At 68.1% G+C, this 25,087-nt stretch carries 21 protein-coding genes and 1 riboswitch; of the genes, 11 read left to right on the plus strand and 10 right to left on the minus strand.

The window, feature by feature from the left end:
- The first annotated feature begins 47 nt into the window (after positions 1-47).
- The 4 genes from AACX88_RS00620 (at position 48) to AACX88_RS00635 (ending at position 4,253) form a co-directional block, all read left to right on the plus strand.
- The gene (locus AACX88_RS00620; protein ID WP_339391165.1) at positions 48-1,772 is read left to right on the plus strand and encodes an amidase; all 1,725 of its coding nucleotides are present in this window, start codon (positions 48-50) and stop codon (positions 1,770-1,772) included.
- A 258-nt stretch (positions 1,773-2,030) separates the two neighbouring features.
- Positions 2,031-2,804 carry an isocitrate lyase/PEP mutase family protein gene (locus AACX88_RS00625; RefSeq protein WP_339391166.1) on the plus strand — a complete coding sequence of 258 codons (774 nt, stop codon included), beginning with the start codon at positions 2,031-2,033 and terminating at the stop codon, positions 2,802-2,804.
- A 96-nt stretch (positions 2,805-2,900) separates the two neighbouring features.
- A complete protein-coding gene (locus tag AACX88_RS00630) occupies positions 2,901-3,668 on the plus strand; it encodes a VOC family protein (protein WP_339391167.1) in 768 nt (255 codons plus the stop codon).
- 27 nt (positions 3,669-3,695) lie between these two features.
- Positions 3,696-4,253 (plus strand): hypothetical protein, encoded by a 558-nt coding sequence (locus tag AACX88_RS00635; RefSeq protein ID WP_339391168.1) that lies wholly within the window; start codon positions 3,696-3,698, stop codon positions 4,251-4,253.
- A gap of 31 nt (positions 4,254-4,284) precedes the next feature.
- Here the strand turns inward: AACX88_RS00635 and AACX88_RS00640 are convergent, their stop codons facing one another.
- Positions 4,285-6,390 carry a RecQ family ATP-dependent DNA helicase gene (locus AACX88_RS00640; RefSeq protein WP_339391169.1) on the minus strand — a complete coding sequence of 702 codons (2,106 nt, stop codon included), beginning with the start codon at positions 6,388-6,390 and terminating at the stop codon, positions 4,285-4,287.
- 110 nt (positions 6,391-6,500) lie between these two features.
- Positions 6,501-6,974: a hypothetical protein gene (locus AACX88_RS00645; RefSeq protein ID WP_339391170.1), complete on the minus strand. Its 474-nt coding sequence runs from the start codon at positions 6,972-6,974 to the stop codon at positions 6,501-6,503.
- Between the two features lie 139 nt (positions 6,975-7,113).
- Between AACX88_RS00645 and AACX88_RS00650 the strand changes: the two genes are divergently transcribed.
- The gene (locus AACX88_RS00650) at positions 7,114-7,695 is read left to right on the plus strand and encodes a TetR/AcrR family transcriptional regulator (RefSeq protein WP_339391171.1); all 582 of its coding nucleotides are present in this window, start codon (positions 7,114-7,116) and stop codon (positions 7,693-7,695) included.
- Between the two features lie 38 nt (positions 7,696-7,733).
- Here the strand turns inward: AACX88_RS00650 and AACX88_RS00655 are convergent, their stop codons facing one another.
- Positions 7,734-8,669: an ArgP/LysG family DNA-binding transcriptional regulator gene (locus AACX88_RS00655; protein ID WP_339391173.1), complete on the minus strand. Its 936-nt coding sequence runs from the start codon at positions 8,667-8,669 to the stop codon at positions 7,734-7,736.
- Between the two features lie 54 nt (positions 8,670-8,723).
- On the opposite strand from AACX88_RS00655, the gene AACX88_RS00660 reads away from it, so the two are divergent.
- Together AACX88_RS00660 and AACX88_RS00665 are read left to right on the plus strand one after the other, a co-directional pair.
- On the plus strand, positions 8,724-9,323 hold the full coding sequence (locus AACX88_RS00660; protein ID WP_339391174.1) for a LysE/ArgO family amino acid transporter: 600 nt from the start codon (positions 8,724-8,726) through the stop codon (positions 9,321-9,323).
- A 71-nt stretch (positions 9,324-9,394) separates the two neighbouring features.
- Complete coding sequence (locus tag AACX88_RS00665; RefSeq protein ID WP_339391175.1) at positions 9,395-10,117, plus strand: AAA family ATPase; 723 nt, start codon at positions 9,395-9,397, stop codon at positions 10,115-10,117.
- A gap of 181 nt (positions 10,118-10,298) precedes the next feature.
- Here AACX88_RS00665 and AACX88_RS00670 read toward each other — a convergent pair whose 3' ends face one another.
- The 5 genes from AACX88_RS00670 to AACX88_RS00690 all read right to left on the minus strand — a co-directional run bounded on the left by AACX88_RS00670 (position 10,299) and on the right by AACX88_RS00690 (position 16,843).
- Positions 10,299-12,476, minus strand: a complete 2,178-nt coding sequence (locus AACX88_RS00670) for a YhgE/Pip family protein (protein WP_339391177.1) — start codon at positions 12,474-12,476, stop codon at positions 10,299-10,301.
- A 71-nt stretch (positions 12,477-12,547) separates the two neighbouring features.
- Positions 12,548-13,393 carry an ATP-binding cassette domain-containing protein gene (locus AACX88_RS00675; RefSeq protein ID WP_339391178.1) on the minus strand — a complete coding sequence of 282 codons (846 nt, stop codon included), beginning with the start codon at positions 13,391-13,393 and terminating at the stop codon, positions 12,548-12,550.
- A gap of 547 nt (positions 13,394-13,940) precedes the next feature.
- Positions 13,941-14,507 carry a DUF805 domain-containing protein gene (locus AACX88_RS00680; protein ID WP_339391179.1) on the minus strand — a complete coding sequence of 189 codons (567 nt, stop codon included), beginning with the start codon at positions 14,505-14,507 and terminating at the stop codon, positions 13,941-13,943.
- 447 nt (positions 14,508-14,954) lie between these two features.
- Positions 14,955-16,253 (minus strand): MFS transporter, encoded by a 1,299-nt coding sequence (locus tag AACX88_RS00685; RefSeq protein ID WP_339391180.1) that lies wholly within the window; start codon positions 16,251-16,253, stop codon positions 14,955-14,957.
- Positions 16,250-16,843 (minus strand): MarR family winged helix-turn-helix transcriptional regulator, encoded by a 594-nt coding sequence (locus tag AACX88_RS00690; protein WP_339391181.1) that lies wholly within the window; start codon positions 16,841-16,843, stop codon positions 16,250-16,252. Before AACX88_RS00690 ends, AACX88_RS00685 begins: the two co-directional genes overlap by 4 nt.
- A gap of 181 nt (positions 16,844-17,024) precedes the next feature.
- Positions 17,025-17,153, plus strand: a riboswitch (FMN riboswitch).
- Positions 17,154-17,264: 111 nt separating this feature from the next.
- On the opposite strand from AACX88_RS00690, the gene ribD reads away from it, so the two are divergent.
- The 4 genes from ribD (at position 17,265) to ribH (ending at position 21,021) form a co-directional block, all read left to right on the plus strand.
- Entirely contained in the window at positions 17,265-18,320 is a 1,056-nt protein-coding gene (gene ribD / locus AACX88_RS00695; protein ID WP_339391182.1) for a bifunctional diaminohydroxyphosphoribosylaminopyrimidine deaminase/5-amino-6-(5-phosphoribosylamino)uracil reductase RibD, read from the plus strand.
- 56 nt (positions 18,321-18,376) lie between these two features.
- On the plus strand, positions 18,377-19,144 hold the full coding sequence (locus tag AACX88_RS00700; RefSeq protein WP_339391183.1) for a riboflavin synthase: 768 nt from the start codon (positions 18,377-18,379) through the stop codon (positions 19,142-19,144).
- Entirely contained in the window at positions 19,137-20,474 is a 1,338-nt protein-coding gene (ribA, locus tag AACX88_RS00705) for a GTP cyclohydrolase II (protein ID WP_339391184.1), read from the plus strand. The genes AACX88_RS00700 and ribA overlap by 8 nt, the downstream gene beginning before the upstream one ends.
- Before the next feature lie 79 nt (positions 20,475-20,553).
- Entirely contained in the window at positions 20,554-21,021 is a 468-nt protein-coding gene (gene ribH, locus AACX88_RS00710) for a 6,7-dimethyl-8-ribityllumazine synthase (RefSeq protein ID WP_339391185.1), read from the plus strand.
- Between the two features lie 332 nt (positions 21,022-21,353).
- Here ribH and poxB read toward each other — a convergent pair whose 3' ends face one another.
- Both poxB and AACX88_RS00720 read right to left on the minus strand, forming a co-directional pair.
- A complete protein-coding gene (gene poxB / locus AACX88_RS00715) occupies positions 21,354-23,069 on the minus strand; it encodes a ubiquinone-dependent pyruvate dehydrogenase (protein ID WP_339391186.1) in 1,716 nt (571 codons plus the stop codon).
- 156 nt (positions 23,070-23,225) lie between these two features.
- Entirely contained in the window at positions 23,226-24,617 is a 1,392-nt protein-coding gene (locus tag AACX88_RS00720; protein WP_339391187.1) for an MFS transporter, read from the minus strand.
- Positions 24,618-25,087 lie beyond the last annotated feature (470 nt).

Raw genomic sequence — 25,087 nt, forward strand, 5'->3', positions numbered from 1 at the left:
CTGGTGGGGCAGCCGCAGCACCGGAGATCCGAGAAGGAGCAGCCAGAATGACGAAGTTCGATGTGGTCGAGGCGTCCATCGCGACCCTGCGCCAGGCACTCGAGGACGGGGAGACCACCTCGGCGGAGCTCGTCGATGCCTACCTCGAGCGCATCGCCGCCTTCGACGGCCCCGAGACCGAGACGAAGCTCAACTCCGTCATCGTCGCCAACCCCGAGGCCCGCGCCGAGGCGGTCGCCTCCGACGAACGGCGTGCCCGCGGTGAGACGCTGGGCCCGCTCGACGGGATCCCGTACACCGCGAAGGACAGCTACATGGTCTCCGGGCTCACCGTCGCCTCGGGTTCCCCGGCCTTCGCCGATCTCATCGCGCAGAAGGACGCGTTCACGATCGAGAGGCTGCGCGCGGGCGGGGCGATCTGCCTGGGCCTGACGAACATGCCGCCCATGGCCAACGGCGGCATGCAGCGCGGACTCTACGGCCGCGCCGAGAGCCCCTACAACGCCGACTGGCTGACCAGCGCCTTCGCCTCCGGGTCCTCGAACGGATCGGGGACCGCGACGACGGCGAGCTTCGGGGCGTTCGGCCTCGGCGAGGAGACCTGGTCGTCCGGCCGGGCACCCGCTTCACACAACGCCCTCATCGCCTACACGCCCTCGCGCGGGGTGATCTCGGTGCGCGGGAACTGGCCGCTCGTGCCGACGATGGACGTCGTCGTCCCCCACACGCGCTCGATGGCCGACCTCGCCGAGGTCCTCGACGTCATCGTCGCCGACGACACCGAGACCCGCGGCGACTTCTGGCGGGTCCAGCCGTGGGTGGAGATCCCCGCGGCCTCGCAGGTCCGCCCCGACTCGTACTCCGCTCTGCTGCCCGCCGACCGCGAAGCCACGCGGGGCGTGCTCGCCGGCAAGCGCCTCGGCGTGCCGAAGATGTACATCAACGCCGACCCCGAAGCCGGGACGAACCCCGAAGGCGGGATCGGCGGCCCCACCGGGCAGCGCGTCGAGACCCGGGATTCGGTCATCGCCCTGTGGGAGGCGGCCCGCCGTGACCTCGAGGCGGCCGGCGCCGAGGTCGTCGAGACCGACTTCCCCGTCGTGAGCAACTACGAGGGCGACCGTCCCGGGGCGCCGACGATCGGCACCCGCGGCCTCGTCAGCCCCGAGTACCTCGAGAAGGAGATCGTCGACCTCTCGGCATGGTCGTGGGACGACTTCCTGGCGGCCAACGGCGATCCGAACCTCAGCAGCCTCACCGAGGTCGACGGCGCCCTGATCTTCCCGCAGCCCGAGGGCGCCCTGCCCGACCGGTACACGGGCTTCGACGACGACATCGCCGAGTACCCGGAGCATGTGCGCACCCACCCCTACGCCGCGATGACGGACATTCCGCTCCTCGAGTCGGGTGTGCGCGGTCTCGAGGAGACCAGGCGCGTCGACCTCGAGGACTGGATGGACGACAACGGCCTCGACGCCGTCGTGTTCCCGGCCATGGCCGACGTCGGCCCCGCGGACATGGACGTCGACGAGGCTTCGGCCGATCTCGGCTGGCGCAACGGCACGTGGGTCGCCAACGGCAACCTCGTGCCACGGCATCTCGGGATCCCGTCGGTGACCGTGCCGATGGGCACGATGGCCGACACGGGAATCCCCGTGGGCCTGACGATCGCGGGACGCGGCTGGGACGACTCGGCGCTCATCGCGCTGGCCGCCGCCTTCGAAGCCACGGGCGATCGCCGCGAGGTCCCCCCACGCACCCCGCGCGTCTGAGCGCAGCGCCTGAGGGCGTGGCTGAGGGCAGCGCGCCTCTGCACCCCGTTCCGAGGACGCTGAATGTCGATTCCGGACTCGAAAATCGACACCGAGCGTCCTTTAGTCGCGGGCTCCACGACGCCGCTCGCGCTGTGCAGCGGCCCTACGCGCAGTGCTCTGCCCAAGCCCTTCCCACCTCGGCGCGAGGCTGAAATCTTCGGGTGAACTGCGGTCGGGTCTGGCGCAGAAGGCGGCAGTGGTGGAACAGTGGGCATCATGACTGATCTCACCGTTCTCGCCGACCGTGCCGCAGCCCTCCTCGATGCCCACCACCAGGCCAAACCCTTGGTTCTGCCGACAGTGTGGGACGCCTGGTCGGCCACTGCGATGGTCGACGCCGGCTTCACCGCCCTGACGATCGGCTCTCACCCGCTCGCCGATTCGCTCGGCTTCGAAGACGGGGAGAACATGCGCCTCGAGGACGCCCTCGCCGGCATCGCGCGGATCACCGCGTCGGTCGACGTGCCCATCAGCGCGGACCTCGAGTCCGGCTACGACACTCCCGCCCCCGACCTCATCGCCGGACTCCTCGACGCCGGCGCCGTGGGCCTCAACATCGAGGACACCGTCCACAGCGAAGGCCGCCTGCGCAGCGCCGAGGAGCACGCCGAGTACATCGGCGACCTGCGCCGAGCCGCCGAGGCCCAGCGCGTCCACGTCGTCATCAACGCCCGCACCGACATCTTCAAGTCACCTGAGGGATTCGACGATCCCACCGCCGAGGTGATCCGCCGCCTGCAGCTGTGCGCGGAGACCGGCGCAGACTCCGTCTACCCCGTTGCGATGCCCGACACGGAGACCCTCAAGCGGGTCGTCGCCGAAGTGCCGCTGCCCCTCAATGTCACCGCCCGTCCCGTCGAAGGAGCGATCCCCGACGGACTCGGGCTCAGCCAGCTGACGGAGATCGGCGTCAAGCGGGTCTCCTTCGGCCCGCTCCTCCAGGCAGCCATGCGCCCGCAGTTCGCCGAGCTCACGCAGAGCTGGCGCTGACCACCACCTCGGCGACGGAATCCGACGACATCCCCGTCGCCGCCCCTGAGTGCACCACCCCTTCAACCCCATACAGCACCACAACGAGGAGATGCTATGCCTGAGAATGCCCGTGAAGGTCAGCCCGTCTGGATCGACTACGTCTGCCAGGACTTCGACGCGATGAAGAACTTCTACACGGAGATCTTCGGCTGGGAGATCGTCGACCAGGGACCCGATTTCGGCCACTATCACATGGTCCGCAAGGACGGCGTCGACGTCGGCGGCTTCATGCGTGCGATGAACATGGACGGGACCCCGAGTCCTGAGATGCCCACCGCGTGGTCGCTCTATCTCAACACGAAGGACATCGCCCACACGTATGCGAAGGCCATCAGCGATGGTGCCGCCGAGGTGGTCGGACCGATGGCGGTCGGACCGCTCGGTCAGATGGCCGTCGTCGTCGATCCCACCGGCGCCGCGGTCGGCATGTGGCAGGCGGGCGAGTTCACCGGGTTCGAGACCCCGCTCGTGCCGGGCACACCCGTGTGGTTCGAACTCATGACGACGAACTACGACGCCGCATGCGAGTTCTACGTCGACGCCTTCGACTTCAACCTCGTCGAAATGGAGGGCCAGGACATCAAGTACGCGACGAACGGCGGCAATGAGATGGCCGTGGCCGGCATCTGCGACGGAAGCCAGTGGGTGTCGAACTCGTTCTGGCGCACGTACTTCAACGTCGCCGATGTCGATGCGACGGCGGCGCAGATCGTCGAGCTCGGCGGGTCAGTGCTCGATGGCCCGATGGATTCGGAGTTCGGTCGCGTCGCCACCGTCACCGATCCCGAAGGCGCGACGTTCCAGCTTCACCAGGACCTCTGACACACGCTCGTCAGGCGGTATTCGACGATGACCGACGTTCCCGGTCCTGATGCTGATGGCACGCCCGTCGCGCAGTCTCGCCCCGACCGTTCGCTCGACCGCGAACGCTGGGCGAGTCTGCGGCGACGCTGCCTCAGCCTCGGGACCGGGGAGTTGGTTGCGGCCGCCGTCTTCGCCCTCTTCCTCGGGTTCGGACTCGATCCGGTCGCCTACGACGATGAAGTCGATGCCCTATGGTTCGCGTTGGGACCGCTGCTCTTCATCCTCGTGCAGGCGGGGATCTACTGGCTGATCGTGCGCGCCTGCGTTCCACAGCCTCTGCCGCCCGGGGTGGCTGCGGTCTACCGTGTCCTGCGCGTACTCAACCCGTTCGTCCTCGCAGCAGGAGCTGTCGGCATCGTGCTCAGTCTTGACGGACCGACGCCGGCGATCGTGCTCTTCGCCGGGATCTGGCTCTTCGGGGTCATCGAATACGTCAACTACTTCATCGTCCGGCTCGCCTACCCGGTCTCGAGTTGGCTGACCGAGGTCGGCCAATGGAGCACGCCGCGACTGGTCCGCGACATCCGCATCCCTCGCGGCTGAGGCGCGTCCGCCTCGTTGCGCGCCTGACGCCTCACCCCCTCATCGCGAGTGCGAACGGCAGCACCGCACTCGCACCGGCCTGGCGCAGCTGCCGGGCGGCGATCGCCATGGTCCACCGTGAGACGATCTCGTCGTCGACGAGGAGGACGGACCTGCCGGCGACCGCCCCGGCGACCTCCGGGGGAACGACGAACGCGTCGTGAAGATCCTTGACGCGGAAGGCACTGTTGACATCGGGCGTGCCGTGGTCGTGGACCTGGAGCAGCTCACCGCCGTCGATGAGCCGTCCGGCGGCGGCGAGGTTCGCCGCCAGCGAGCGCACGGTCACCGGGCGGCGAGCACTCGGGATCGAGACGACGACTTCGGGACGCTGCGCCCAGTCCCACCCGCCGAGCACCTCGAGGCACCATTTGCCGATCTGCGCGGGCACCTCGGCGTCGGGTGCGTCGGCGGCGAGGAACTCCCGCAGCACCTGCCCCTGCCCGAGGTCGCTGAGGCGGGCGATGACGCGTCCTTCCTCGGCAAGTTCCTCGGCGGGGATCCGACCTTTGAGGGACACCCCGATGTTCGCCATGCCGCTGGGCCAGGTGCTGCGCGCTTCGATGGGCAGTCCGATCCGGTGGAGCGTTCCGGCGGTCTCGCGTCGGCGCTCCTCGGAGATCTCCGCCGACCACCACTGCCCCGCGCAGTTGTCGCAGCGTCCGCACGGCTGCGGATCGGGGTCGTCGAGCTGGCGGATGAGGAACTCCATCCGGCATGCCCCGGTCGTCTCGTAGTCGAGCATCGCCTGCGCTTCGGCGGCGCGCACCTCGGCGACCTTCTCATAGCGCTCACGGTCGTAGGTCCAGCCGCGCCCGGTCGAGACGTATCCGCCGCGGACCTTTTCGACGGCCTCCTCGACCTCGAGGGTCTTGAGCAGCAGCTGCAGGCGGGTGCGCTTCGTGCCCACGAGCGTCTCCAAGCGGGCGACGGACAGGGGACCGTCCGCCTCGGCGAGGGCGGTGAGCACGGCATCGGCGTCGGCCTGGCTCGGCATCGACGCGGTGGCGAAGTACTCCCAGATCTCCGCATCCTCGGATCCGGGCAGGAGGAGGACGTCGGCGGAGGCCGTGGCGCGACCGGCACGGCCGACCTGCTGGTAGTAGGCGACGGCCGAGGACGGGGCACCGACGTGGACGACGAAGCCGAGGTCCGGTTTGTCGAAGCCCATGCCCAGCGCCGAGGTGGCCACGAGCGCCTTGAGCCGGTTGTCTTTGAGCTGCTGTTCGAGTTCGGCCCGCTCCTCGGCGTCCGTGCGGCCGGTGTAGGCGCGGACCTCGTGGCCTTGGTCGCGCAGGATCCGGGTGATGTCCTCGGCGGCGCTGACCGTGAGCGTGTAGACGATGCCCGACCCGGTGAAGTCGCCGAGGTGGGAGCTCAGCCACGCGATCCGCGCGCCCGGGTCGAGGCCGGGTTGGACGCCGAGGCGGAGGGAGTCACGGGCGAGTTCGCCGCGGACGACGGTGGTGTGCTCCCCGAGCTGCTCGGCGACGTCGTCGACGACGCGGGTGTTCGCCGTCGCCGTGGTCGCGAGCACCGGAGTATCGGCGGGCAGTTCGGCGAGGATGTGGCCGATGCGCCGGTAGTCGGGCCGGAAGTCGTGGCCCCAGTCGGAGATGCAGTGGGCTTCGTCGACGACGATGAGGCCGAGGATGCGCATGAGGTGCGGGAGCACGTCGTCGCGGAACTGCGGGTTGTTCAGCCGCTCCGGGGACACGAGGAGGACGTCGATGCTGCCCGAGCGCAGGTCATCGAGCACCCCGTCCCATTCGGTGAGGTTCGAGGAGTTGAGTGTCGCCGCGCGGACTCCGGCGCGGGAAGCGGCGTCGATCTGGTCGCGCATGAGGGCGAGCAGCGGCGAGATGATGAGGCTGGGTCCGGCGCCGGCCGCGCGCAGCAGCCGGGTGGCGACGAAGTAGACCGCGGATTTGCCCCAGCCGGTGCGCTGGACGACGAGCACCCGCTTCTTTCCCTCGACGAGGTCGCGGATCGCCTCGAGCTGGCCGTCCCGGAATCGGGCGTCCGGGTTGTTCGTCAGCTCCGCCAGGGCGGTCTGCGCGTGGGCGTCGAAGTCGGTGAGCAGGGAGTTCTCCGTCATGCGCCCAGTCTAGGCGGGGGCACTGACACGGCCGCGGTCACCGCCTCGGCGGCACCCAGCCGGACCTCGGCTGCGTGGTCGGACGCGCACCGACCACCGCCTCGGCGAGATCACCGCAGGGCGACGCTGACGCCGAGGGAGGCGAGGACTCCGAACACGACGCCCCAGAGGATGATCGAGATGATCTGCCAGAAGGCGACGACATTGCGGTTCGCTCCGAAGCCCACCATCGCCATCGAGGTGATCTGGGAGGGCAGCACCGTCTGGCCGAGGAGGGAGACGCCGGGGACGCCGAACCTGTCGAACATCCTCTTCAGCCGCTCCCGCCGGTGCGAGATCGGCTTCTCCTTGCCCTTCGTCGCCTTGTCGCGGATGGCTCCGGCGCCGTAGACGAAGGCGAGCATCGAGATGGTGTTGCCGATGACGGCGACGAGGACCGCGACGACGGGGTTGAGGCCGATGGCGACGCCGATCGCCGACCCGAAGTAGGACTCGACGAAGGGGATGGCCGAGACGATCATCACGCCCAGCCACTGCAGCCAGTCGGGGAAGGAATCGGCGAAGGACTGAATGCTCTCGATCATGATGCGGCTCCACTCTCTTGGATTCGGGTCTCTGGGATGCAGACCTCGGGATTGCGGGGTCGATATGGTGTCTAGTACAGCGTACTAGTACACTGTACTATACGCAATGGGTACAGTGATTGCTCGGAGAGGAGAACCGATGTCCCGGCGCGATGAGATCATCGATGCGGCGATCCGCCTCGCGGAGTCCGCCCCCGCAGGCGAGAACCGCCTGAGTGTGCGAGCCGTGGCGAAGGAGGCCGGGATCGGGGCCTCGACGCTGCGCCACTACTTCCCCACGCAGGGTGCGCTCTATCAGGAGGTCGCCAGACGCTCGCTGCAGAACGTCGTCCAGGACTTCTCGATCCGCGACTCGAGCCGCGATCCCGCCGAACGCCTCCTCGAGTGCTGCAGCCAGTTCCTCATCACGCACGAGCATCGCGACGCCCAGCTCGAACTGTGGTTCGCGATGCACCTCAACGCGATCGGCCCCAATCCGCGCGAGGGGTCGCATTCCCTCCTCGAGCACGCCCACGACATCACCTACGACAGCCTGCATCGGTGGCTCGGCATCCTCGCCGAGGAGGGGCATCTCGACCCCGCCGAGGTGGCCCCCAGTGCGACGATCCTCTTCACCGCGATCGACGGTATGGCCCTCCACGCGATCATCACGCCCGAGCGCATGACCGTCGACGCAGTGCGCGCCCATGTCACGTGGCTGATCGGGAAGATCCTCGGCTGATCGGGCCGCACCTGAGCTGGGCGTGAGCCTCGGCGGACTCAGCGCATCTGTGCCGCGGCCCGGCCGAGCGCCTCGGTGAGGCGGGCGAGCCTGTCCGAGGCGAGCGTCCAATGGTGCCAGTAGAGGGGGACGTCGACGCCGGGGTCGGCGGTGATGGGCACGAGGTCGGCGTCGATGCCCTCGAGCTGCATGACGGGGATCATCCCCCAGCCCACACCCGCGGCGACGGCGGCGGCGAACTCCGCCGAGCTCGGCACGACCGACATCGGCGGGACCGTGGCGATGCCTCGGCGGGCGAGGAAGTTCAGCTGGAGGTCATCGTCCCGGCCGAAGTTGACCATCGGCAGGGTCGCCAGGTCCACCTCGGCGGGGGTGGGGGAATCCGGGTCCGACCCGAATCTCGCGAGCAGTCCCCGGGTGGCGACGGCGAGGTAGCGCATCGATCCGAGGTGTCGGACCTGGGTGCCGTACGCGCTCGACTCCGCCGAGGTGATCGTCCCGAGCACCTCCCCCGAGGTCAGCAGCGGCACGGCCTTGTCCTGGTCGACGATGTCGAGGCGGATGACGACGTCGTCCCAGTCGGCCACCTCGGCGAAGACGGGACGGAACCAGGTGGCCAGGGAGTCGGCGTTGACCCCGATCCGCAGCACCGTCGGCTCACGCCTGGCGCCGGGGTCTCGGGGCGCACCCTCGCGGGCGTCGGCGGCGATGCCGTGGAGGCGGTCCATGGCCTCGGATTCGAGGAGCTCGACCTGGCGGGCGTAGCGGAGGACGGCCGCGCCGGCCTCGGTCACGGTGATCGGGTTGGTGCGGCGCATGAGGACCTGGCCGAGTCGGGACTCGAGGGCGCGGATGCGCTGACTCGCCGCCGAGGCGGTGATGCCGAGGACGAATCCCGCGCCCTCCACGGTGCCTTCGTCGACGGCGGCGGCGAACGCGCGGACATGATCGAGGTGCATGAAGCTATTCTGCATCAGATGTAGATTCCGTTGGTTTTCTTCACGATGGGATCGTCCTAGTCTGGCCGCATGGTCACTCATCTCCTCAGCGGACTCCTCGCCGGCTGGTCGCTCATCATCGCCGTCGGTCCGCAGAATGCGCTCGTGCTCCGGCAGGGGATCCGGCGTGAACACCTCGGCGTGGTGCTCACGATCTGCATCGTCGCCGACATCCTGCTCATCGGGGCAGGCGCGGTGGGGATCGGCGCGATCGTGCTGCTGGCACCGTGGGCGCTGGAGATCCTCCGCTGGCTGGGCGTGGCCTACCTGCTGTGGTTCGCGTGGACGAGCCTGCGTTCAGCGAGGGAGGCGAGCGGTCTGACCGCCGACACCGAGCAGCGCGGCCTGCGCTCGATCATCGCGACCACGCTGGCCCTGACGTTCCTCAATCCCGGGGTCTACCTCGACACCGTCGTCATGCTCGGCAACCTCGCCAACCAGCAGGGTCTCGGCGGGGTGCTGCCGTTCACGCTCGGGGCGATGCTCGGATCGGTCACGTGGTTCCTCGGCATCGGCCTCGGCGCCCGGTCGTTGTCGGGCCACCTCGCACGGCCCCGAGTGTGGCAGGTCCTCGACGTCGTCATCGCCGTCGTCCTCATCATCCTCGCCGTGCGGCTCGCGCTCGGGTAGGGGCGGGCGTTCCGGGTGCACCCTGCCTCGCCGAGGATGCCGCGTCAGGGGGCCGCGCTAGTGTCTGTCGCATGGATCCTCGAGTGAGCCTCCCCCTGAGATCGGTGGCAGCGCACGCCCATTCCCCACCCGATCTTCCTGGTTGGCTGGCCGGGATCCCGGCCGTGCGCGATCTGCTCGAGGGATTCGAGTTCGAAACCACGACGATCCTCATCGGCGAGAACGGCTCAGGGAAGTCGACGATCATCGAGGCGATCGCAACGGCGCTCGAACTCCCCCACGGCGGCGGGACGGCGTGGGAGGTGCGAGACCACGGCGAGACGGCGCCTGCACTCTCTGATCACCTGCAGATCATCAAAGGTGCGACGACCAATCGCGATGGCTTCTTCCTCCGCGCTGAGACGATGCACGAGAGCATGGTCCACCTGCTCGAGATCGGCGCGGAACGAGGACACCGACTCGTCCACAAGTCCCACGGAGAGATGTTCGTCGACATGCTCACCGGAGTGTTCACCGATTTCGGTCTGTGGATCCTCGACGAGCCGGAGAGCGCACTGTCGTTCACGGCGTCGCTCACCCTGCTCCAGATCATCCGCGAACGCGAGCGCGCAGGTCTGCAGACGGTCATGGCCACCCACTCCCCCATCCTCGCGAGTGCCGCGGACGCTCGTGTCGTCGAGCTCGGCGACTGGGGCATACGGGATTCGACGTGGGAGGACCTCGAGATGGTCGCTCATTGGCGGCGCTTCCTCGACGACCCTCGCCGCTATACCCGGTTCTTCGACGAGGACTAGCCGAATGGTGGCTTCTGTGTGATCGTGCCGATCATCGAGCACAACCCACCACGGGAGCGACGGCAAGGCGGGTGCCCGCCGAGGATGTCGCGTCAGGGCCGGCGACTAACCTCGAGTGCCACAGGGACAGCCGCGGCTCTGACTGCGGCAGGCTCGAATCGCGCAGCGACGATGTCGAGTCTCACAGCGAGAGGCTCGGGTGGAGCTGTGTGAGGGTGACCATGCGCTTGCGGCTGCACACGAGAACCGTGGCAAGGAGGCAGATGACCGTCATGAACAGCAGCACCGCTGCCGACTGCGCCGCGATGAACAGGTCACCGCCGGCGATGAGAGTGCGCAGTCCCGTCACCGCGTAGGTCATCGGCAGGAACGGGGAGATGACCTGGAAGATCACCGGGGCCGTCTCGACCGGATAGGTTCCTCCGGCCGAGGCGATCTGGATCATCAGCAGCACGAGTGCGATGAGCCTGCCGACACCCCCGAGCGCCGCTACGCAGAGCTGGTGCACCGAGTGGAAGCAGGCCGCGACGAGGATCGAGAACACGAGGGTGCCGAACCATGCCCCGGCGGAGAAGTCGAGGGCGAACCACAGCACCCCGTAGAGGACGGCGACCTGCGCGATGCCGAAGAGGAGACCCGGCACATAGCCGGCCCATGCGATCCGGTTCGACTTCGCCGTCGAGGCGAGCGCACGGTACGGGATGGCGTTGAGCACCATATAGGTGATCATGCCGCCGATCCACAGGGCCAATGAGATGAAGAACGCGGCGAGCCCTTCGCCGTAGGTGCTCACGGCGTTGTTCTTCACCTTCTCCGCATCGACGGGGACGGCGACGACGTCGGAGCGCTTCTCGCGGTCCTCCTTGTCGTACGTCGGAATCTGCTCGGCACCCTTGGTCAGGCCGTCGGCGAGCTCTCCCGACCCGTCGTCGAGCTTGCCCGCACCCTTGTCGAGGTCCGTTGCGCCCTTGGCCAGCTGCGAGGACCCGTCTTTGAGCTGCCCGACGCCGTCCTTCGCCTTCGCGGTGCCGTCCTTGAGGGCGACCGCGCCGTCGTGGAGATCGCCTGCACCCTTTGCGAGGTCGCCTGCCCCCTTGTCGAGCTTGACGAGACCCGAATGGAGGTCGCTCGCGCCATCGGCGACCTGCTGTGCACCGTCGTCGAGCTGTCCGATCTTCTTGTCGGCGTCGCGGATCTTCTTCATCACTCCGTCGACGGCGTCCTTGACCGGCTTCTCGAGCCCGCGGGCGTCATCGACGGCGGTCGTGGCCCGATTGTGTGCGGAGTCGAGGTCGTCACCCAAGGCACCGACCTCCTCGGCGAGCTTGTCGACGTTCGGATCGTCGGGATAGTCCTTCTGCAGCTGCCTGATCCGGTCCTCGATGTCTCCGCTCACCGTGGTCCGAGCGGAGTCGAAGTCGCTGGCCGCGTCGTCGAGCTTGGGACGAGCGCTCTCGACGAGGTCGTCGGCCTTGCCCTTGAGATCCTCGGCCTTGTCGGTCGCATCGTCGGCGACACCGCGAAGCTGACTTGTACCATCGGCCACCTGGCCGGCGCCCTTCTCGAGCTTCTTCGCCCCCGATTCGGCATCGCCGGTGCCCTTCGCGAGAGTGTTCGCACCGGTCTCGAGGTCACCTGCGCCCTTCGCGAGCTTCCCGGCCCCCTCGTCGAGGTCGCCGATGCCCTTCTGCAGGTCCCCCACACCCTTGTCGAGGTCGTGCGCGCCCTTGGCGAGCTTGCCCGAACCGTCATGGAGTTGCACGGCACCGTCGTGGAGGTCGTTCGCCCCGTCGGCGGCCTTGGCCATCGAGGACTGGATGTCGTTGAAGCCGACGTAGACCTGGGAGACGTACTCCGAGGTCGTCGTCTCGTTCAGCCCGGCCTTGATCTGGGCGAGCACGGTTCCCGAGAGCTGTCCGACGATGAAGCTGTGCGCGTCGTCGGTGCGCAGCTCGAGCCCGGCCTGTTCGGGATCGTCGCCGCCGGTGGAGACGAGCTGCTTCGAGAAGTCCGAGGGGATCTCGAGGATCGCGAAGTACTTGCCCTCGGCGAGGCCGTCCTTGGCCTCCTGCGCCGAGGTCTCCTGCCAGTCGAATCCGCCTTCGCCCTTCGGGGTGATCTTGTCGACGAGCTCATCGCCGGCGTTGAGCCTCTCTCCGTCGGAGTTCGGCTTCTCCGCCCCGGTGTCCTCGTTGACCACGGCCGCCTGCAGACGGTCGAGGTGACTGGTGGGGTCCCAGTTCGAGGCGAGGTAGAGGCCGCCGTAGATCGCCGGGATGACGGCGACGACGATCATCGCCAGGCGCGTGATCGTATGCCGTTTGAACCGTGTGAGTTCGAGCCAGGGGAGAGAGAACATCGGTTTCCACCTTCACGGGAATCTGAGTGACGGAGGTCGATCGCGGACGAGGGCCCGCGGAATCGAGAGGATCAGGGGGTCAGGTTGAGTTCGGTCACCGAGGTGGGCCGCACCTCGGTCTTCAGCTGGGCGAATGCGAGGTCGATCTCGGAGGAGTCCTCGCACGTGACGATGAGGGTGAGGGGTCTGCGCGGATGCCGGTCGCGGCGCAGCTCCTGGTAGATGAGGAGCGCGGCCCAGGCGCGGGCGCGGTCCTCGCGTTCGCGGAGGAAGTCGATGTTGTCGACGACGACGATCGGCTTCTGCGCGAGCGTCGCGAGGCCGAATTCGAGGAGGAACTTCTGCAGCTCGCTGAGGTCGGAGACGAAGGTGTCGCCGTCGGCGTCGACGAGGAAGTCCGCGCTCTTGGCGTCGCTGGTGGTGAAGGTGTCCGAGGGGAGGCGGTCGATCACCTCGGTGGCGGTGTCGAAGGTCGACCGGATGAGGTCGATGACCTCGCGCAGGGACTTCTTCGACACCCACGGCTTGTACCAGGGCTGGAGCATGATGAGTCGTTCGGCGATGTGCTGGGCGACGGTGAAGTCGTTCTCGAGGTCCGTCAGTCCCGCGACATGGCCGATCGAGACGGTCTCGCGCACGGCCCTCGCCTGCTTGCGGATGTCGAGGTCGAAGACGTGACCCTCGCCGGAATCGACGCGCATCCGTCCGGCGATCGAGAGGAGCAGCGAGGTCTTGCCCGATCCGGCGGCTCCGCGGATGATCGCGAGCGCTCCCGATTCGACGGTGAGGTCGATGTCGGAGAAGACCGGTCCCCTGCTGCCCGACATCCCCCAGTCGCGCAGCGTCACTGCGGCGTCGGCGGTGTCGTCGGTCGTGTCCTCGGTTCCACCGGCGAGCGTGTGCGAATCGCTCTGCATTGTCCTGCTCCCTCACCTCGTCGCGGGCACCGCTCCGTTGTCGCCGATGTCCGTGTGAGTCGATGTTCCATCGCTGCCGCATGCGTGCTCGCAACTGTCGGAACGCCGACCGGACGAGCTCTCGTTCTTCTGCACATTACGGCAAACATGCGGCCTTGTTGCCGCGGCGGGCCCCTCCCGCCAAGTTACCAATAGGTAACTATACGGTTGGAAACTGGGAATCCGCCAGGTCCGGCGGGCAGATGTCTGCAATCCCACAGTCTGCTCGGTCGGGACCGGACTGCGGTCGGGAGCAGGGCACTGGGCCAGCAGATCGGCGGCCACCCACGGGAAGCGGGCGGGCAGACCGACGGCCGGCACGGGGCTGGGCGGGCAGACCGGCGCCTGGGCGAACAGATCAGCGACAGCCTGCGGGGAACCGAGCGTACCGACCGGCGGCAGTGGACGACCGCGCTGGGTCAGCGCCTCCGGACACAGCGAAGCGGCCGGTGACCGCGGGAGACCTCCCGCGATGACCGGCCGCCGCAGCTCACAGCGCCTGTCCGGCTCAGACGTCGAAGCGACGGCCTTCCGGCTTGGACGGCATGAGGGTGAGCACGAGGAGGATGATGCCGCCGACGAACGGGATCAGACTGAGGAAGAAGAACGGACCGGCGAGGTTCGCATCGTGGAGGCGACGCCAGGTGAGAGCCAAGGTCGGGACGAGGAAGGCGAGGGCGATGATGAGCAGGAGGATGCCGCCGATCATCGCCAGTGCCGCACCGCCCGGCGAGGGGTCGGCCGCCGGGGTGCTGTAAGGCGAGTACGACGTCGATGCCACCGTCGCCGTCACCATCGACAGGCCGATCGAGTAGAGGATCCCCGGCACGAGCATGATCAGTGCCTGGAACAGCACAACCCACCAGTACTCGCTGCGCGAGGCACGGCCGGTGAAGACCGAGAACTTCTTGAAGAAGCGGCGGACGGCCTGGCCGAACGATGCTCCATAGAGGGGACGGGAGAGGTCATCGGGGCTCTTCGCACCGTCGAGGTCCGAACCGAAGACGGCACCGGGGCCGGGGCCGGGGCCGACGCCGTCACCGGCGCCGTAGGCGTTGTTCGCGTCGTAAGACATGATGGCTTCCTTTTCGAGGGGATGATCCACCCGGCCGGAAGTGACCGGATGGGTGGTCTGCTGACACCATTCTTGCATCCAGCACACAGGATTGACACATAGACATGTTCCCGTCCTGGAACAGACATCCAGCTCCTCGCGACGGCGCACACGCTGATGCGCCCGGCGATCGCACCCTCTGGCGGGGACGACGACCACGATGTCGGCACCCGCAACCCCGCCCCGAGGCTCACCCCTCGACTCCGGAGACTCCCCCCTCAACTCCTCGGACAGACGGCGACGGTCCCGCAGAGACCTCGTCGGAATGAATATCCGGACGAGGTGCCTACGGGACCGATGCTCCTGGTCAGGACCGGTACTCCTGGTCGAGACCGATGCCCTTGATCAGGGCAGTGTCACGACGGATTCAGGACAGACCCATCACCCTCGGTCCAGAGACCCCTACGCTCACGCATCACCGCCGGTGATCGCGTACGCCTCGTCGACCGGGGACTCCTCGAGGTGGCCGTCGATGCGCCGCAGTGCCTTCCAGCCCAGCGCAAGGACGACGATGGAGAGGATGACAGCTCCGGCGCCGAAGACGTACGGCGCGCCGGCGCCGATGCTCTCCGAGACAGTGCCTGCGACGATCGGGGCCATCGCGCCGCCGATGAAGCGCACACCCGAGTAGGCGCCGGAGGCGACGGGCCGAGGCAGCTCGCTGACCTCCATCGCCGATTCGGTGAACACGGTGTTGAGGATGCCGAGCACGAGTCCGGCGGCGATGACGCAGACGATGAGCCCGACGAACGAGTTCACCAGGAAGGCCATCGCGGCGAGCAGCGCGGCCATGACGACGAGAACCATGATGAGCGTGGTCCGCCGCTTGAAGTGCTTGGTCAGCAGCGGTGCGCCGAACACCGAGGTGATCGCCAGGCAGATGCCCCAGCCGAAGAAGACGTAGCCGAGCCCCATCGCCCCGAAGTTCTCGATCCCCATCCGCTCAGCGGCCGCCTCGACGGGGAAGGGGCTGTAGGCGAGGAGGATGAAGAACGCGAAGTTGTAGAGGAGGGCGGAGGCGGCCATGACGGCGATGCCCGGGTGGGCGAGAGCGCGGAAGGTGGCTCCGATGTGGACCGGATCGCCGTCATCCCTGATCGCCGAGCCTTCGGACTTCGGATTCGGCAGCAAGGTGACGATGGCGATGAAGCCGATCGCCATGAGGGCGGTGGTGCCGAAGAACGGTCCGCGCCACGAGATCCCGCCGAGCAGTCCGCCGATGAGCGGTCCGGTCGCGATGCCGAGCCCGAGGGCCGCCTCGTAGAGGATGATCGCCTTGTCAGCTCCTCCGGCCGCCGCACCGACGACCGCCGCCAGCGCCGTGGACAGGAACAGGGCGTTGCCGAGTCCCCACCCGGCACGGAAGCCGATGATCTGGTCGACGCTGCCGGAGAGACCGGCGAGCGCCGAGAACGCGATGATGAGCACGAGTCCGATGAGCAGCGTGGTCTTCGTCCCGATCCGCGAGGAGGCGAAGCTTGTGAAGAACATGACGCCGCCGGTGATGAGCAGGTAGCTCGTGAAGAGCAGCATCGACTGGGCCGGCGTGGCCTCGAGTTCGCGTGAGATCGCCGGAAGGATGGGATCGACGAGGCCGATGCCCATGAAGGCGATGACGCAGGCGAAGATGACCGCCCACACCGCCTTCGGCTGTCTGAGGATGGACCCTTCGTTCACGTCCTGGGAATCACCGTGTGTCACGCTCATCGTCTCTCCTGCTTGCCCTTTCCGTTGTCGGTTGTGTCCGTGGTCGATGCGGCCTCGCCGTCGGTGAGCTCGTCCGTGATCGTCCCGGGAAGAACGGGCACGCCGTCATCCCCCGGGGTCCCGAAGGCCTCATTGTCGACGCCCTCGTCCCGGTCGACCGGGTGCTCGTTGTGGAGGTACTCGCCGACGAGTCCGAGCGCGCGATGGACACGCAGTCGATCCTCGGCGCTGAGACCCTCGAAGTAGGGCACCATCTGCTCGGTCATGATCGTCCGGTACTTCGCCAGCCTCACCCGACCGAGGTCGGTGAGCGAGAACTGGGATGCTCGGCGATCGGTCGGGCTGGTCTCGCGGACGACGAGCCCCTCGTCCTCGAGCCTGGCGAGCAGCTTCGTCGCCGCCGGCTGCGAGGACAGGTAGCCCTGAGCGAAGTGACCGACGCGAACGGGCTGGTACTGCTCGACCACTGCGAGTGCTCGCAGGGTGACGAGCTCGCTCTCATTGCCGATGAGCCTCCGAAACGCCCTGGTCAGGCGCGTGGAGACGACGACGAGAGCACGTACGAGCTCTTTCGGGTCCACATCTTCCATAACTCGTTTATATACCTTGGTTATGTAAATGCGCAACTGCGGTCTCGACCCTGGCGATGCGCCACCCGTCCTGGCACTGCGCGACTCTGACATTGCGCGACCCAGGCGACGCGCGACCGCCACTTATCCCATGTGACGGACGTCATGGTCGGTGCCTGAGACCGCGTGCTAGCCTGTTCCCAACATGTTCCGGGGACGGTGAAATTCCGTGCCGGCGGTGACAGTCCGCGACCCGAGCGCAGAAATGCGATCGGCTGACTCGGTGAGATTCCGAGACCGACAGTAAAAGTCTGGATGGGAGGAACATGGCGACCGCGGTCGTCGTGCCTGCGTCTTCCGACGCACCAGTCCGACACCCGTGGACCGCGATGGCTGCACCCGCACGCTCCTCCCTCCCGGCACCTGACCGGGAGGTTTTTCTATGCATGCGACGTCCGAGGAATCGGCGACGTCCGAGGAGACGGCGGCGATGGCTGCCGCGCTTGCCGCTGCCAGTGACGGTCACAGAGGCGCGAATCCCCTGGTCGGAGCCACCATCCTTGCCCCCGACGGACGCACCGTCACCGGCCGCCACCTCGGCGCCGGCACCCCTCATGCCGAAGTCGATGCGATCGCCGCCGCCCGCCGAAACGGATTCGACCTCACCGCCTCCACGCTCCTCGTCACCCTCGAGCCCTGCGCCCACACCGGCCGGACGGGTCCGTGCACGCAGGCGATCCTCGACGCCGGCATCCCCGATGTCGTCTTCGCCCTCCCCGACACGACCGCGCTGGCCGGCGGCGGTGGGCAGATCCTCGCCGAGGCGGGCGTCCGGGTGCGCTCGGGGCTCGGCGCTGCGGAGTCGGCCCAGCTCAACGCCCGGTGGAGGACCGCTGTCGGGAGCGGGCGACCCTTCGTCACGGCGAAGATCGCGCAGAGTCTCGACGGGAAAGTCGCCGCCGCCGATCGCACGAGCCGGTGGATCACCTCGGCGGCCTCCCGTGAGCACTCGCACCGCCTGCGCGGCACGGTCGATGCGATCCTCGTCGGCACCGGCACGGTGGCCGCCGACGATCCCCGCCTGAGCGCGCGCGACGCGGACGGCGAGCTCCTCGACTCGCAGCCGATCCCCGTGGTCATGGGCATGAGCGAACTGCCCGCCGACTCGCACCTGGCCGCTGATCCCGCGACCGTGCACCTGCGCACCCGCGACGTCGACACGGCCCTGCGCGACCTTCACGACCGCGGAGTCCGCCACCTCCTCGTCGAGGGCGGGCCCCAGCTGCTCGGGGAGTTCTTCACCGCCGACGCCGTCGACGAGGTCCTCTGCTACCAGGCACCCGTCCTCCTCGGCGACGGTCTGCCGAGCGTCGCCGGACTGGGCGTCTCCACCCTCGCCGAGGCGGTCTCCCTCGTCCCCGACGACACCGCGATCCCAGCGGTGTCCGTGCTCGGACCCGACGTCCTCCTCCACTTCGCCACGGGAGGTTCGCAATGACGACGCTCAGCCGCCCACTCGCCTCACCCCACCGCACACCGTCACAGGAGGAACCCGTGTTCACCGGAATCATCGAAGGCATCGGCCGAGTCGTCGACCTCGAGGCACGTGAGGATTCGGCCGTGCTCACCCTCGACGCGGGCGACATCGTCGCCGACCTCGAGCAGGGCGGGTCTCTGGCCGTCAACGGCGTGTGCCTCACCTCGATCCTCGCCGAGGCGGCTGGAGACGCTGCAGGTTACGCGGCGGGCGCGGACGATCCGGCAGGCGATCCGCCTGCCTCCGGCCGGTTCGTCGCCGAGATCATGGGCGAGACCCTGCGCCTGACAGGCATCGGGGCTCTCACCGCCGGAGATGAGGTCAACCTCGAACGGTGCACCCCGGCCAGCGGGCGCTTCGACGGCCACGTCGTCCAAGGCCACGTCGACGGGCTCGGCAGCGTCATCGCCCGCACCGACCACCCCGAGTGGACGACGCTGCGCATCGGCATTCCCGCCGACCTCGCCCCCTTCACAGCCGTCAAGGGATCGATCGCCCTCAACGGCGTCTCGCTCACGGTGACCGCGGTATCGGACCCGCCCGAGCGTGAGGGGCACACGGCCGCGGACGCCGAAGCGTGGGTCGAGGTCGGGCTCATCCCCGCGACCCTCGCGCACACGACGTTCGGGCGCAGCCGCCTCGGCGATCCCGTCAATGTCGAGGTCGACGTCATCGCGAAGTACACGGCCCGCCTCCTCGCCTTCGCCCCACCCGACGGGGCCGCCACCACCGCACCCACTGCCACCCCGTCCACCACCGACAACCGAGGAGTCGATCATGACTGAGACCTCACCCACCACGGCAGCTCTCGCGACGGACCGCGCCGCCGAAAGGCCCACGGCTCGCCTCGATACGATCGACCGGGCGGTGGCCGAGATCGCCGCGGGACGGCCCATCGTCGTCGTCGACGACGAGGATCGCGAGAACGAAGGCGACCTCATCATCGCCGCCGAGCTCGCCGACGCCGAGACGATGGGCTTCATCGTCCGCCACAGCTCGGGCGTCGTGTGCGCACCGATGACCGCCGACCGGGCCGCCGCCCTCGACCTGCCGCCCATGGTCGCAGCGAACGAGGACCCGAAGGGCACCGCGTACACGATCAGCTGCGACGCCGTCGGAGTGACGACGGGCATCAGCGCAGCCGAACGCGCCCTCACCGGTCGCATCCTCGCCTCTGCGCGCCCGGACCCTGCCGCGATCACGCGCCCCGGACACGTCTTCCCCCTCATCGCCAAGGACGGCGGTGTGCGCGAGCGACCCGGCCACACCGAGGCAGGGGTCGAGTTCGCGCGCCTCGCCGGCGCCCGCCCGGTGGCGATGATCGCCGAGGTGGTCCACGACGACGGGTCGATGATGCGCTTCGACGCCCTGCGCGACTTCGCCGATGAACACGATCTCGTCATGGTCTCGATCGAACAACTCATCGCCCACCTCGGCGACGCCGACCGCCCGGACGAGGAAGCCTCATCGACTCCGGGCTCGGGTGCACCCACCACGCCTGCGCTGCTGCCGACCCTCGTCTCCGAGGCGAGTGCGGACCCCTCCGACGAAGTGCCGCTGCCGACGAATTACGGCAGCTTCAACGCCCGCGCCTTCACGGTCGACGGGCAGGACCACCTCGGCGTCTACACGAGCCTCGACAGCGATGCGGCTCCGCTCGTGCGCGTCCACTCGGAGTGCATGACCGGGGACGTCTTCGGTTCGCACCGCTGCGACTGCGGGGAGCAGCTCGATCGGGCGATGCACACGATCGCCGAGGAGGGAGGCGCGATCATCTACCTCACCGGGCACGAAGGCCGCGGCATCGGCTTGAGCAACAAGATCCGCGCGTACGCGCTCCAGGACGCCGGCCTCGATACGGTCGACGCGAACCTGCGACTCGGGCTCAGCGATGACGCCCGCGACTACCGGGCCGCCGCTGCGATCCTCACGGAGATGGGCCTGACCCGGATCCGCCTGCTGACGAACAATCCCGCGAAGACCCGGGCGCTGGAGAACCTCGGGATCACCGTCGAGGCGGTCGTGCCGCTGGAGGTTCCGTCGCGGCCGGAGAACGCGCGGTACCTCGCGACCAAGCAGACGCGCATGCACCACACGCTGCATCTGGCCTGCTGAGAAGCACGCCTCACCGCTCACCGCCTCAGCACCAGATACCACCCACTTCACCACGACGCAGCATCAAGGAGATTCACTCATGGCCCACTTCGGCGCACCCGACATCACCCTGGCAGAAGGCGACTTCACCGTCGCGATCGTCGCCGCCTCCTGGCACACCGAGGTCATGGACGGCCTCATCGCCGGCGCACAGCGCGCGGCCGCCGACGCAGGGGCGCGCACGACGCTCATCCGCGTCCCCGGCAGTTTCGAACTCTCCGTCGCCGCCGCCCGTGTGGCCGAGCACTTCGACGCCGTCGTCGCCCTCGGCGTCGTCATCCGCGGCGGCACCCCGCACTTCGACTACGTGTGCTCGGCGGCCACCGACGGACTCAACCGCGTCGCCATCGACTCCGGCCGCCCCGTCGGCTTCGGGCTCCTCACCTGCGACACCGAAGAGCAGGCACGTGACCGCGCGGGCCTTGAGGGCTCACGCGAGGACAAGGGCCACGAGGCGATGACGGCGGCCCTGGCGACCGCCTCGGCGCTGGCGCCCTACCCGCTCTGAGCCCGCCGCCCACGGTCACCAGTGGTCGGCACCCGAAGTCACCAGTGACCAGCAGCGCTGTCACCAGTGGCCGGCACCCGCGGTCGCCCCTGGCTGACGCCGCATTCACCACTGGTCGGCCCCGGCCGCGGGAAGGATTCTGGACGCTGAGTGTCGATTCAGGTGCCTCGAATCGACACTCAGAGTCCAGAAACCGCGTCGCACGCGAGGTGCGCGAGGTAGGCGAGGTGCGCGCCTCACGCGGGGTGCGCGGGGTGCACGCCTCCCGCGGGGTACGCGAAGTGCGCGCCTCCTGCGGCGACGGCGCGCGGACGAAGCCGCCCGGGCTGGCCTCAGAAGAGCTGGCGGACGTTCGTGCGGGCGAGGTCGATGAGCTCATCACCCTTGCCCGAGAGCACCGTGCGGATCGCGTAGAGCGCGAAGCCCTTGGCCTGCTCGGCCGTGATCGACGGCGGCATCGACAGTTCCTGGCGCTCGGTCGTGACGTCGAGGACCGCAGCCCCGTCGTGGTTGAGGAACTCGGTGACGACCGCGGGCAGGTCCTTCGACTTCTCGACGCGGAAGCCCTTGATGCCGACCGCCTCGGCGATGGTGGCGAAGTTCGGGTTCTCGAGGTCGGTGCCGAAGGTGACGAACCCGGCGGCCTTCATCTCGAGTTCGACGAAGTTGAGCGAGGAGTTGTTGTAGACGACGACCTTGACCGGCAGGTCGTTCTGGGTGAGCGTGATGAGTTCGCCGAGGAGCATCGCCAGTCCCCCGTCACCGGCGAGCGCGATGACCTGCCGTCCCGGGAACGCGGCCTGGGCGCCGACGCTCTGGGACAGCGCATTGGCCATCGACCCGTGGCTGAAGGACCCGATGAGGCGGCGCCTGCCGTTCATCGTCAGATACCGTGCCGCCCACACGACGGGTGAGCCGACGTCGGGGATGAACACCGCGTCGTCGGTGGCCGCCTCGTCGATGAGCTTCGTCAGGTACTGCGGGTGGATCGTCCGCTTCGACGGGGTCGCGAGCTCATCGAGGTCCTTGCGGGTCTTCGCGTAGTGCTTCGTCGCCGACTTGAGGAACGAACTGCTGCGCCCGGTGCGGATGAGCGGGAGCAAGGCCTCGATCGTGTCGGCGACCGTGCCGGCGAGCGCGATGTCGACCTTGGTGCGCTTGCCGATCTGCGAACCGCGGACGTCAACCTGGATGACGGTCGCCTCGTCGGGATAGAACTGCTGGTAGGGCAGGTCGGTGCCGAGCATGAGCAGGGTGTCGCACGACTTGAGCGCATGGTAGCCCGAGGAGAAGCCGAGCAGACCTGTCATCCCGACATCGAAGGGGTTGTCGTATTCGACGAACTCCTTGCCGCGCATCGTGTGGACGATCGGGGCCTGGAGGGCATCGGCGATGGCGATGAGCTCGGAGTGGGCGCCCTCGGTGCCGGCTCCCGCGAGGATCGCGACCTTCTTGCTGCCGTTGAGCGCTGCGGCCGCGTCGGCGATGAGCGGTTCGGCGGGGATGACGCGGGAGGGGTAGAACGAGATCTTCTCCGCCTCGGCGTGGATGTCGGCGAGGCCGACGTCGCCGGGGATGACGAGCACGGCGACGCCGCGCTTCTCGACGGCCTCCCGCATCGCGATGCGCAGCAGGCGCGGCATCTGCGAGGGGTGGGCGACGTGTTCGACGTAGACGCTGCACTCGCGGAAGATCTCCGTCGGGTGCGTCTCCTGGAAGTAGTTCGACCCGATCTCCTCGCTGGGGATGTGCGCGGCGATCGCGAGCACGGGCACGCGGGAGCGCTGGGCGTCGTAGAGGCCGTTGATGAGGTGGAGGTTGCCGGGTCCGCAGCTGCCGGCGCACACCGCGAGCTCTCCGGTCAGGGCCGCTTCACCGCTGGCGGCGAAGGCCGCGCCCTCCTCGTGGCGGACATGGACCCATTCGAGTTCGGGGTTGACCCGCAGGGCGTCGGTGAAGCCGTTGAGCGAGTCACCGGGGATTCCGTAGACCCGCTTGACTCCGCTCTCGACAAGGGTGTCGACGATGTTCCTGGCGACGGTGGGCATAATGCTCCTTCGGTCGGACACGGCCACCGGAGCCTTGGTCTGCGCCCCGGTGAGAGGCATGGACTGCTGCTGTCAGTCTAGACCTGAGCCCTGCCGCCGAAGGTGTGAGTGCGGCGACACCTCGAGTGCCGGAGCCGGGGCCCGCCGAGGCGGTCGTCAGCTCACGGCCGCGTGTGCCCGGTGCTCGGCGATCGACTTCTTCTCGTCCTGGTTGATGATCGCGAGGAAGACGACGGCGAGGAGGCAGAGGGCGATGAGGAGGGCGAAGGTGAGGTCCCACCCGAAGTTGTGGACGACCAGTCCGACTCCGCTCGAGGCCATCGTCGCGCCGAGGACGTAGCCGAAGAGTCCCGTGAAGCCGGCCGCGGTTCCGGCCACGTTCCGCGGGGACAGATCGAGCGCCTGCAGCCCGATGAGCATGACGGGACCGTAGATGAGGCCGCCGATCACCGTCACCGTCGCGAGCGGGATCCAGAGGGGAACATCGGCGGGGGCCAGCCAGTACACGGCGGTCGCGGCGGCCACCGCGATCATGAAGACGATGCCCGTGATCGAGCGGTTGCCGCGGAAGACCTTGTCGGAGAGCCAGCCGCAGAGGATCGTGCCGACGATGCCGGCGAGTTCGAACAGCGAGAAGCCGGCGATGCCCCCGGTGAGGCTGGCATTGCGCACCTCGGAGAGGTAGACGGGCGTCCAGGTGAGGATCCCGTAGCGCAGCGCATACACGCAGACGTTGGCCAGGGCGAGGAGGACCATCGTCCGATTGCGCAGCACGTACTTCTCGATCGTCTGCCAGGTGCTCAGCGTTTCGGCCTCGTGCGCGTCGGCTTCGACCTTGGCCGGGTCGTCCCGGTACTCCTCGATCGGGGGCAGTCCCTGCGATTCGGGGGTGTCGCGGATCATGAGGAAGGCGAAGAGGGCGACGGCGAGGGCGACGAGCGCCGGCAGCCAGAAGACGGACCGCCAGTCGTCACCGGTGAGCTGGAGGCCGAGTGCGGCGAGGACGCCGACGAAGAATCCGCCGACGTTGTGGGCGACATTCCAGATCGAGGTCTTGATGCCCCGCTCGCTCGTGGAGAACCAGTGGACGAGGACGCGCCCGCTTGGCGGCCAGCCCATGCCCTGCACCCAGCCGTTGACGAACATCACGATCGCGAACATCGCGATCGACGACGACAGCCAGGGCACGCCGGCGATGAGCAGGTTCGCCACCGCCGAGAGTGCGAGGCCGATCGGGAGGAACAGGCGGGCGTTGGACCGGTCGGAGACGATCCCGGAGAAGAACTTCGAGAACCCGTAGGCGATGAGTGCCGCGTTCGCGATGATCCCCAGTCCGACGGGGTTCATCCGACCTTCGTCGATGAGCAGGCTGCCCACGAGGGGGACGTTGTTGCGGATGAGGTAGAACCCCGCATAGCCGACGAAGATGCCCATGAATACCTGCGCCCGCAGCCGGGGGTACCGTCGCGCCACCTCGTCTTCGGGCAGCCGCGGTGCCGGGCTCGGCGCTGCGAGCCATCCCAGACCGGACCTCAGTCGCTCTCCCACAGATTCCCCTTCTGTTCACATTCAGGACACCTAATGTTCACAGTCAGCCCAGAGGAATTCAAACGGGATCCACCGGGTCAACGCGGGAATGGGGCAGAGGTCACAGTCGCGCGGACTGAGGCGGGATCGAGAGCGCAGCGGCAGACCCGGGGCACGACGCGACCCACCGGGGTCAGACGACGCTCTCGCGCGCAGGGCCTGACCGGCGACTCGGTCAAACTCGCCGTACGGTGCACGTGTAAAGCACGTTTGACGCGTACGCCTGACATGTAAAATTTCTCCCACTTTTTTTACACGTCAGGCGTACGAGGAAATGCACTTTACATATGTGGACAGCTTCAGAACCGTACAACGACCTTCCACGACCACCGACAACGGCTGCTTCACCTTCTTTCGCGGCCGCCTGCAGAACCTCGGAGCGATTAGGTGGCGATCGGACCGGCCAGCCGACCGGTGTGCGGTCCGGGGTT

The organism is Brevibacterium metallidurans (genome assembly GCF_037101285.1).
Lineage (GTDB): Bacteria > Actinomycetota > Actinomycetes > Actinomycetales > Brevibacteriaceae > Brevibacterium > Brevibacterium metallidurans.